The organism is Akkermansia sp. 54_46, assembly GCF_001917295.1.
GTDB lineage: Bacteria > Verrucomicrobiota > Verrucomicrobiia > Verrucomicrobiales > Akkermansiaceae > Akkermansia > Akkermansia muciniphila.
The window spans coordinates 1-10,231 of sequence record NZ_MNUD01000013.1; the positions used below are offsets into that span (position 1 = coordinate 1).

At 59.4% G+C, this 10,231-nt stretch carries 7 protein-coding genes; 6 read left to right on the plus strand and 1 reads right to left on the minus strand.

Annotated features, from left to right (window positions below; all coding sequences use genetic code 11):
* The first annotated feature begins 159 nt into the window (after positions 1–159).
* From BHW66_RS02720 to BHW66_RS02735, 4 genes are read left to right on the plus strand one after another with little or no spacing between them, the layout of a single operon-like run.
* On the plus strand, positions 160–627 hold the full coding sequence (locus BHW66_RS02720) for a hypothetical protein (protein ID WP_131072277.1): 468 nt from the start codon (positions 160–162) through the stop codon (positions 625–627).
* Positions 627–3,557: a hypothetical protein gene (locus tag BHW66_RS02725; RefSeq protein WP_286688873.1), complete on the plus strand. Its 2,931-nt coding sequence runs from the start codon at positions 627–629 to the stop codon at positions 3,555–3,557. Before BHW66_RS02720 ends, BHW66_RS02725 begins: the two co-directional genes overlap by 1 nt.
* Positions 3,547–5,709, plus strand: a complete 2,163-nt coding sequence (locus BHW66_RS02730) for a hypothetical protein (RefSeq protein WP_286688874.1) — start codon at positions 3,547–3,549, stop codon at positions 5,707–5,709. Before BHW66_RS02725 ends, BHW66_RS02730 begins: the two co-directional genes overlap by 11 nt.
* Positions 5,710–5,715: 6 nt before the next feature.
* Positions 5,716–6,495, plus strand: a complete 780-nt coding sequence (locus BHW66_RS02735; protein ID WP_205573691.1) for a hypothetical protein — start codon at positions 5,716–5,718, stop codon at positions 6,493–6,495.
* Positions 6,496–6,601: 106 nt separating this feature from the next.
* On the opposite strand, the gene ffh is transcribed toward BHW66_RS02735, so the two are convergent.
* Positions 6,602–8,038: a signal recognition particle protein gene (gene ffh, locus BHW66_RS02740; protein WP_286688875.1), complete on the minus strand. Its 1,437-nt coding sequence runs from the start codon at positions 8,036–8,038 to the stop codon at positions 6,602–6,604.
* A gap of 111 nt (positions 8,039–8,149) precedes the next feature.
* Between ffh and nadA the strand changes: the two genes are divergently transcribed.
* Positions 8,150–9,085 (plus strand): quinolinate synthase NadA, encoded by a 936-nt coding sequence (gene nadA / locus BHW66_RS02745; protein WP_065530040.1) that lies wholly within the window; start codon positions 8,150–8,152, stop codon positions 9,083–9,085.
* 16 nt (positions 9,086–9,101) lie between these two features.
* Positions 9,102–10,124: an SAM-dependent methyltransferase gene (locus BHW66_RS02750; RefSeq protein ID WP_102734344.1), complete on the plus strand. Its 1,023-nt coding sequence runs from the start codon at positions 9,102–9,104 to the stop codon at positions 10,122–10,124.
* Positions 10,125–10,231 lie beyond the last annotated feature (107 nt).

Genomic DNA, 10,231 nt, shown 5'->3' on the forward strand with positions numbered 1-10,231 from the left:
GCCTATACAATGATTGATGCGGTGTCTTTGACCGTTGAGGCCGTCCATGCGGAGACCAAAGGCCGCAGGATTTTTACAGTCTCGGACTACCCGGCTTTTGTGATCACGGATTCCGCCTCCGTGGCGTTTTTCCGCTATTTCACTCAATCCTGATTCCTGATGATGGCCTATGAATCCACAGACACGGTGATTTACCGTCCGGACGGCCTGGATGCGGTCACGCTCTGCAAACAGGGGGATCTTATGGCGGCTCCGGTGGACGTTACGGCCTCCGTCCAGGTGCAACGGGACGGCGTGCTGGGCAGTTCCTGGATGCTTCAGCGGGCGCGGGGCAACGCCCTGATGCAGCTGTCTTTCACAGTGGCCCATCCGTTCCCGACAGCGGCGGCGGCCCGTGCCTGGGGCCTGGACGTCCAGGAATTGTTCACGCTGCACCCGCTGGGGCGCGTCACCTGGCTGACCTGCTATTACCAGGGCCGCCCCCAGCGCGTGAGGGAATACGCCGCCACCGTGGACCCTCCCCGCCCGTACCCCCTGACCAGTGAACACTGGTACGGGGTGGACTTGCGCGGGGCGGCCTGGCAGGCCGTAGAATTCAAATTTGCCCTGACCGGAGAAATCAACTGATGAACAACAATATTGACATATCCCTGACGCTTGGCACCCGGGCGGACATGAGCGGGATTAACCAGGTGCGCAAGGGGGTGGACGATCTTTCCACGGCAGCCAGGGGGCTGCCGCGGGAACTTATTTCCGGAGGGGAGGGAACCGTGGCGGATGCCCGGGCATTCTCCGGGGCATCCGCCCCCGGCAAGATGACCATACAAGTGGAGGGCCTGGACCGTCTGGCCGGAACGATTGCCCATGCGGAAGGAGTGGCGGCCAACGGCACACCCGCCCAGGGACGGACGGACAAGGCCCTGGAAGAAATGCAGTCCGGAATTGCCCGGGTGTCCAAAGCCGTGGAAGAGGTAGCCCGCGGGGCTGCTGCCCCGGATCATTCCCCCTTTCCTGTCCCCTCCGCCCGGGAAGGCGGGAATGAATGGATGATGGCGCGGCTGGACCAGATTGCCGCGCTGCTGGCCAGGATGGACGCCACGCTGGCCAAGAGCCTGGCCGCATCTACCAAGCCGGAGGGGACGCTGGACCAGGTACGCAAGGGCATGGATGAATTGTCCCGGGCGGTCAAGTCTGTTCCGGCGCTGGCATCCGGAGGCGTGGGGGGGCAGACGGGGGCCGTGCCCGCTTATCCGGAGACACAGGCGGCAACGCCTAATGACTGGACTGTGAGGATTGACGGACTGGACGCGCTGGGCGCCACGGTCCAGGGCGCGGACAAGACGGTGGGCCATGCTGCGGATGCCGTCAAGCAGCAGTCCGGATGGCTACAGCGCAGCATTGACGCCTTATCCAAATTTCCCGGACAGGTTCAAACCTGGGCGGGTGATAAAATGCAGGAATGGCGCAAGTTCAAAGGCGGCCTGCAAAACGCCACCAATGTCCTCAACCTGGGAAAGGAAGCCTGGGGGCTGGGCCGGGCTGCCGGAAATGCCCTTATTGACGCGTTTGGCCTGGACGCTAAAAAAGTTTCCGCGCAACTTGCGGACGTGCTGGCAAAAGGAAAGGCGAAGGTGGAGGCCTGGCAGGCCGGAATGAGCGCCGAACTGGGGAGATTGAACCAGGAACAGGCGCTGAAGAAGGAACATGCCCTGGTCAAACAGATCAATGACGCTTACGACGCCCGCAAAAGGACGATCGAAGCCCTGGACGAAAAGGCGAGCCGGAACCTGGAAATGCAGGCCCAGCTGCTGGCCATCGAAAACGAAAAGAACCGGAGCATCATCAGGCAAAAACAGATCCGCGGGGAAATGACGGAGAGCCAGGCCCGGGATGCCCTGGCGGCCATCGACGCCAAAGACGCCGGAGAACGCCGGGCTATCGAACGGCAGCAGGCGGAAAATGCCGTGAAAAAAGCCGAAGCACTGGCCGAAGCCAAGGCGGAACAGATCAGGCGCATGCAGGAGCTTACCCAATCCAGCCCGGCAGCGGCAGGCGTGCGTGACCTGAAGACGGAGGATTTTTACAAGCAGGCGGACGCTTTCAAGAACGCGGAAGCGGCCCTGAAACAATGGCAGGAACTGGCAGCCAAAAAGAAGAAGCTGGAAAAGGAAATTGCAGACGCGCCGAAAGAAATGGCTAAAGCGGCCATGCTGGGCGGCGTGGGCATCCCGCTGGTGGCCGGATTACAGCAGAAAAAGAATCAGGACGAAGAAACCCTGAAGCATGTACAAGCCTTAATGGATGGCATGCGGAAAGATGCCAGCATGCCATCCGCCACCAATGGAGAAATGATGGCCCGGCTGATTGCAGAAAAACAGCAGCAGGAAGCCGCCTTGAACAATATGATGGAAGGCATCAAAAATACGGGGTTGCTGGGCGACGTGCGCGGCAAGTCCGGGGATGCCTTGTATATGGCTTATGCGGATGCGTTAAAAGTCGCCAGAGAGGTAATCAAAAACAGAACAGCATCTTTGGCTGATTTATTCAAAGAGCAGGAAGCTTTAGATGAAGCTGTGACGACGGCCAAAGAACGGCTGAATAACGTTCTGGCCGTGCAGGGCGTCCAGGCAAAAGCTGATCAGGATGTTCAGGTGGAGACGAAAAAGACAGAGGCCTGGCAGGATAACCAGCGGCGTGATTCCACTGTTTCCCGGACAGCGGCGGATGCTCTTTCCAAGGCTGCCGAGGCGCGCAAGAAAGAACTGGATGCTAACAAGAAAGCAATGGACACCGCCGCAGATGTGATGAATGCAAGCGTGGATTCCTTTTCCGGTTTTGCTGCTAAATACGCGGAGGGAAATGAAAAGGCCCAGGAGCGCGTTACCAAGTTCCTGGACACGGTTGGCCGCCTCCGGAATAAGGACCGGGAGCTATGGGACAAGCGGGACAAGGATGATGCCAAATGGGTTGATGAATTCTTAAAAGCCCTGAAAGAAAAATTCGGCAATGCTTACAATTCCGACGCCGACCGGGGCATGGTGAAAGCCGCGGAACAAGCCTGGAAGTCCATGAATGACATCCTGACCGCTAAAAAGACACAGGAAAACCAGGAACAGAAAATCAAGGGCCTGGAAGAAGCCGCCCGGAAAGTAACCGCCCTGCCTGAAGACATCCAGGCCAAAAGCATGGCAGCAATGGAACTGACGGAATGGATGCGGAAATACCGGGAGGGGGCTGTTCAGAAAGCGGGGGATCTGGCCGGAAGTTCCGACTATGAAATCCTTTACCAGGTGGAGGACGTTGTGCGCAAGGCGTTACAGGACGGACAGGTGGACAAGGGCGAGCGTGCCCAGCTGGCCAGCCAGCTGAAAATGCTTCTTGGCAACGACCGCGGCCAGGACGAAACGCCCGTGATTCACGGCATGGTGGAGCTGGTGCGGGAGATACTAGGCAGGTATTCCAGGAGCCAGGAAACGGCGCAAAAGCTGAATGCGGAAGTGGCGGAGCTGAAAAGCCGCCTGAACAAGATTGATTCACAGCGGGGGTATGGACATTAGAACAGTAGAATTGACGGGACTGGCCAGCCAGTCATGCAGCTGGCAATGGCGGAATTTTACGGCGGCCCAGGTGTCTTTCCAGCTGGGCCGGAAAATGATGGATGCCGCCCCCTTCTCTTATAAAGAGCGCGTGCGGGTGGCGTGGGACGGCGTGACGGTGCTGGACGGCACCGTGCGCAAGTGTGATGCCGCCTTGTCCGCGTCCGGCTACGTGTGGCAGGTGGAAATTTGCGACCACTGGAAGCCGATGGAGGGCACGACGTTTTTCGGCTCCGGCATCGGGGCGGGCAGGATTGCTTTCTCGTTTGCGGCGTTTTCCGGCCTATCCTCCGGGGCGTCGGTCAAACGGCGCATCAAGATCGCGGCGGCCCTCCGGACGGTGCTGGACAACGCCCGCAAACATGGGGCGCTGGTGACGGATTATGTGCTGGATGTGGATGATTCCGCCTGGATATGGGACACGGATGTCGCCTGTGACAAGCACGCCTCCCTGCTGCGCAAATTCCTAAGTTCCCGGCCCGGCATGGTGGCCTGGTTTGATTATTCCGGAGCCAGCCCCGTGCTGCACATTGCGGACGGGGACCGCCTGGACCCGGTGACGCTGGACCGGATCGCGCACAGATTGTCAAAAATCCAGCTGACGGAACGGGTGGACCTGGTGCCCCCCGCGGTGGGGGTGGTGATGACGCGGGGCAAGTACGCCACGTCCACGGTTGTTCACCCAGCCGGGGCGGACTTGCACCAGGAAGGCTGCACGATCGTGCAACTGTCCGACCCGCGAACGGGGGATGACCCGGACGACACCGACGAGGATGGCGTGGATGGTCCCCAATACAATTTTGCCAAACCGGAAATGATGGTTCTGGGCGAAAAGATGCCGACCGGGCCGGAGGACGCCCGGGAATGGTGGACAAAAAAGATTCCGGAACTGGCGAAGGTGCCCGGGGCACAGTTCGGGACGATCCAGCGGGAGACGCCCGCCGTGGAAGGGCAGGATGCCAGGAACTACAGCACGACCGCCACCAGGTACGAACTTGTTTCCGGCTCATTAAGCGAAGCCTGCACAACCATCAAATGGTGTGAGGTGATTTTCAAGCAATACGTTTACATAGATTCCCCTCCAAAAAAAGGTTTTGAGCTGCTCTTTCCGCGTAAAAAAACCGTGACGATTAACGGGGACAAGGTGACGAGGTATTACAACTGGCTGACCTGGCGCGGCGTTACCACCAACACCCGGAAACGGCATTACAAGGTGGACCGCCAGGGGACAATCGGCCCGGAGGACGGTTCTGCATTCCCGCCTCCGTCCGGAGGCAGCGGGAGCGGCGAAGCGGACTGGCCAAATTACAGGCCCGTCCTGGCCGCCTATTACCAAATGACCCGCGTGGCACCTTGGGCCGGAAGCGTGGACGCCCTGGCGGCCATCCGTCCGGACCTGCTGCTGGGGCGGCGCTTGTCGATTGCAGGGGCCAACCCGGCCTGGCTGGACATGCGGACGGTCATTCAGGGCGTCACGGTGGATTTATCCGCAGGCAACACGTATATATCCACGGGAGTTCCCGACCATTTGAGCCTGCAAAGCATGATTGACCGACAGCAGCAGCTTTACAGCAACCAGGCCGCTATGGATGACCGGGACAACCAGGATCAGGTGCAGGACAATCCCGCCCTGTCCCTGACTTACGATTCCAACGCCCGCATCAGCCCCAAGGCCCCGACCGTCAGCCCCCGCGGAGAGGTTATCTGGTCATCCGCGACGCCGGAGCCGAATGACTACGGATTCCGCGTTCAGCTGGAATACGATGAAGACGGCCAGAAGACGGGAGCCACCATCACGCCCGGGAAAATCATGCTGAATGGCCGCGTGCTGGGAGATGCCCCGGCAAGCAAGGATTTGCCGATGATGGAAGGGGAAGTCTGGCTGAATTTGATTCTGAATGAAAACGAGGAAATCACGGGCATGGCCGTCATTTCCTCCGCGGGGACGGTGGACCCCTTCATGCTTACATCCATAGACGGAGCAAGGCCGTCCCGGCTGTTTTATTATTCCTTCCCTCTGGCCGTCATTAAAGGCGACGATGTAATCCAGTACGCCCTGGGCACCATTCAGCTTCCCGTAGGGGGCGGCACGTATTATCCGTGGGGACCGTAGTTTTTTATGATCAGAATTCACATATTCACGTATAAGGAAGACGCCCCGGAAGCCGTAGCGGCGGCCAGGTGCGCCCGGATGGCCTGCCCGTCTGCCCTGGTTCGGGTGCTGGATGATTGCCACGCTCCGGTGGATGCCGGAACGGTGGAGGCCCTGGAAGAGCTGGGAGCCGTCTATGATCAGACATCCTGGATGCGCGGCGGCAATTTACGCGGCCCCGGCGCCATTGTGGGAGTGCTGCGCTCCATGACGGCAGGGGCAGCCCCTGAAGATATACTCGTCAAGCTGGATGCTGACACGGCGCTTTTAGATGGGGACTGGCTGCACTGGATGACGGACCATCCGGAGTGCCTGTGGTACTCTTCCGGGGATGATCGGCATTTAACCTATGGGTGCTGCTATGCCGTGCGTGCCCATGTGGCCGTCCATTTGGCCGATGTTCTTCAGGAGCGGCATTTACCGGATTCAGCCCCGGAGGATTTAACGTATGCCTTAACCATGATTGAAGAATACGGACGGGAGGCATGCCGGATTGAAGCGCCCTGGCGGCGCGGGGAATCGGAGAATTCCCGCTGGTCCTGCTGGTGCTGGCACAGTGCCGAGGCTTCCCCTGATTTATACGCCCGGATGTTCCGGATGGTGACGACAGGCAATCCCCGGCCTTATGGAGTGCCGCGCGAACGCAGGGCGGAAATTATGCACTCCCTTTGCAACGCCAAAATAAAGCTGATGGCAGCGGCGGCAATAGCCCCGGTTCAAGGTACGGATCAACCTTCCTTCCGGTGAGTTTTTTATAGCAAATTCGGGGGTAAAAGTCACGCGAATTCACCCGTTTTCAGGTTCCTGGCAGCAAGTGGCGAAATATCGCAACAACCTGTCCCGCATATCGCAACTATCTTGCGCCGTTACAGCCGCCGAGACCGCCACCTAATCCACCCAGGCCTTTCAGACCTCCCAAACCTCCTCCCATGCCGGGAAAGCCGGGCACCTTGCCCCCCTTCCCTTTCATGGAAGCCATCTGCTTCATCATGGCGCCCATTTTGCCCTTGCCGGACATCATCTTGCGCATTTCGGAAAAATTCTTGATCAGCTTGTTCACTTCCATCAGCGGGCGGCCGCAGCCCGCGGCAATGCGGCGGCGGCGGGACGGATTCAACAGGTTGGGATTGCTCCTTTCCTTGGCCGTCATGGAGAGCACAATGGCCTCCATGTGCTTCATCCGCCTGGGGTCCAGAGCGCCTTCCGGAAGCTGTTTCTTGATTTTGCCGAAGCCGGGGAGCAGGCCCAGCAGTCCTTCCAGCGGTCCCAGGCTCTGCATCATCTTCATCTGATCCAGAAAGTCGTTGAAATCAAATTTGCCGGACATCATGCGGTCCATGGATTTGGCTGCCTGCTCTTCGTCAATGCGCGCGGCGGCATGCTCCACCAGCCCGACAATGTCGCCCATGCCCAGAATACGGTCCGCCATGCGGCCGGGGACGAAGGGGCCGAACTGGTCCAGTTTTTCCCCCTCACCGGAAAATTTGATGGGCTTGCCCGTCACGGAACGCATGGAAAGAGCCGCGCCCCCGCGGGCATCGCCGTCCAGCTTGGTCAGGACGATACCCGTCACGTTCACGGCACGGTCAAAGGTCTGGGCCACATTCACGGCCTGCTGGCCCGTGGCGGCATCCGCCACCAGGAGCGTTTCCCGCGGCGCAAGAAAGGAGTGCAGATGGCGTAGCTCGTCTATCAGGGCTTCATCCACTTCCTGGCGGCCCGCCGTGTCAAAAATCATGACGGTCCCGTTCTGGGTCCGGGCCCATTCCAGAGCCTCGCGCGCCACGGCCACCACGTCCCTGCTGCCGGGAGCGGGCTTATAAACGGGCACTCCTATTTGTTCCGCCAGCGTGGCCAGCTGGTCCACGGCGGCGGGGCGCACCAGGTCGCAGGCCACCAGCAGGGGGCGGCGCCCCTCGTTCTTCAGGCGCAGGGCCAGCTTCGCGCTGGTCGTGGTCTTGCCGGCGCCGTTCAGCCCCACTACCATGATTCTGGCAGGATCCGTCAGGTCCAGCCCCACGGCGTCCCCGCCCAGCAGGGCGGCGATTTCATCACGGAAAATTTTGACGATTTGCTCTCCGGGCTTGATGGATTTGAGCACTTCCTGCCCCATGGCCCGTTCCTTCACGCGACCGATGAATTCCCGGGCCACGCCAAACTCCACGTCCGCCTCCAGCAAGGCCAGCCGGATGTCGCGCAGGGCGTCTGCAATATTTTTCTCGGAAATCTTGCCCAGGCCGCGCAGCCTCCGGAACGTGTTATCCAGTTTATCTGCTAAAAGTGAAAACATAATCGTATGATGCGCCAGACTGTGCCACATTTCCCCCTTCCCGTCAACAAGCGCGCCCTGCATGGGACATGATGCTTGACTTGCCGGGGGCTTCGCCCCATCTTTTCCCGCATGGCACCCTTTGACCTGAAAGAGGAAATTTTACGCCTGAAAGAAGAACGCAACGCCATCATTCTGGCGCACAGCTACCAGACCGGGGATATCCAGGACATGGCCGACTATGTGGGCGATTCCCTGGGGCTGGCCTACAAGGCGCAGAATACGGATTGCGACGTGATCGCCTTTTGCGGCGTCCATTTCATGGCGGAAACCGCCAAAATTCTTAATCCGGACAAAACCGTCATTCTTCCAGATGCCGATGCCGGCTGTTCTCTGGAAGCCTCCTGCGACGCCGGTGAGCTGGAAGCCTTCTTAAAAGAAAACGCCCATAAAAATTACTATGTAGTGGCGTATGTGAACTGCTCCATCGGCGTCAAGGCGCTGGCGGATGTAATCGTTACTTCCGGAAATGCCGTAAAAATCGTCTCCCAGGCTCCGGAGGATCGCCCCATCCTGTTCGTCCCGGACCAGAATCTGGGCGCTTGGGTAAGCCGCCAGCTTGGCCGCCCCCTGGAACTGTGGAACGGGGCCTGCCACGTGCACATGGAGTTCACGCGGGACCAGATTCTTGCCCTGAAGGAAAAGCACCCCGGCGTGCCGGTGGTGGCCCATCCGGAATGCACGGAGGCCGTGCGCCTGCTGGCGGACCATATCTGCTCCACGGAAAAAATGATCCCCTATTGCACGGAAAACCCCGCCAAATCTTTCATCATTGTGACGGAATCCGGCATTCTGCACCGTCTCCGCAAGCTGGTGCCGGGCAAAGAATTCATTCCCGCGCCCACGGAGCAATGCTCCTGCAGCACCTGCCCGTACATGAAAATGAACACGCTGGAAAAACTGTACCTGGCCCTCCGGGACCTTTCTCCCGCCGTGGAACTGCCGGAAGACCTGCGCAGAAGGGCGGAAGCCCCGTTGCTGCGCATGCTGGAGCAATCCCAATCCTGACCCCTGCCTTCCCTGCATGATACGCCTTTCAGACCACATCGCGGCCGCTGGCGGCTGGCTCTCCCTGGAAGCTTTCATGCAGCTGGCCCTGCACCACCCGCAGGAAGGGTACTACTCCTCTTCCATTGAAAACATCGGTCAACGCGGGGACTTTTCCACCACCCCCACGCTTTCCCCCATCCTCGCAAAAGCTATTATCGCTCACTGGAAAGAAGCCTGCTCCCGCTGCGGCAGGCGGCTGCCCCTGCTGGAAATAGGCGCCGGTTCCGGCGCCCTGGCCGTCAAAATCCTGGAGCGGCTGGGATTCTGGAACCGCCTGAATACGGACTACGTGATTGTGGAATCTTCCCCACGGCTGCGCGAATTCCAGCACCTTCTGCTGGGAGGCAGGGCCAAAATTTATTCCACCATGGAAAAAGCGCTGAAACACTGCGGAGGCAAGGCCTTTATTTTCTCCAACGAGCTGGTGGACGCTTTCCCGGCGCGCGTATTCGAATACACGGAACAGGACTGGAAGGAAGTAGGGCTTGTCGTGAAAAACGGAGCCGTCCGGGAAGAACTGCGCCCCGTCCGGCAGCAGCCGCTTTTCTCCCATATGCTGGAATACGGTTCCCAACCGGGGCAGCGGGTGGAAATTCACGACTCCTACGCGCGCTGGTTTACGAGCTGGCTTCCCCACTGGAACATGGGCGTCATGACGGTCATCGACTACGGGGATGAAATGGAGCGGCTGTACTATCGCCGCCCCCGGGGTTCCCTGCGCGGGTACAAAAGCCACCAGGTGCTGACCGGAGAGGAACTGTACCGTAACCCCGGCCTCACGGATTTGACCTGTGACGTCAATTTTACGGACCTGCTGGAACTATCCCGCAACTGTCTGGGGGACCGGGTCACTTTCATGACCCAGCGGGACTACCTGCTCCCCCATGCGGAAAACACGCCGCAGGATGCCTTTCTGACGGATGAATACGGTGCCGGAGGACACTTCCACGTACTCATTCAGGAACGCCAGCGGCTGCAACCGGAAGGGTTCCAGTAATCCAGGAAACCGTACTTGGAAATGCCGGACGAAACCTAAGCAGGCCCCGTCCGACAGCGACGGCCCCATCTTTCTTCGAGAAAGAAAAACATTGATTACAGGAATTG

Coding starts and splice junctions, on each gene's coding strand:
- BHW66_RS02735 (WP_205573691.1), top strand. CDS start 5,716: ATGATCAGAATTCACATATTCACGTATAAGGAAGACGCCCCGGAAGCC.
- BHW66_RS02730 (WP_286688874.1), top strand. CDS start 3,547: ATGGACATTAGAACAGTAGAATTGACGGGACTGGCCAGCCAGTCATGC.
- BHW66_RS02750 (WP_102734344.1), top strand. CDS start 9,102: ATGATACGCCTTTCAGACCACATCGCGGCCGCTGGCGGCTGGCTCTCC.
- nadA (WP_065530040.1), top strand. CDS start 8,150: ATGGCACCCTTTGACCTGAAAGAGGAAATTTTACGCCTGAAAGAAGAA.
- BHW66_RS02725 (WP_286688873.1), top strand. CDS start 627: ATGAACAACAATATTGACATATCCCTGACGCTTGGCACCCGGGCGGAC.
- BHW66_RS02720 (WP_131072277.1), top strand. CDS start 160: ATGATGGCCTATGAATCCACAGACACGGTGATTTACCGTCCGGACGGC.
- ffh (WP_286688875.1), bottom strand. CDS start 8,038: ATGTTTTCACTTTTAGCAGATAAACTGGATAACACGTTCCGGAGGCTG.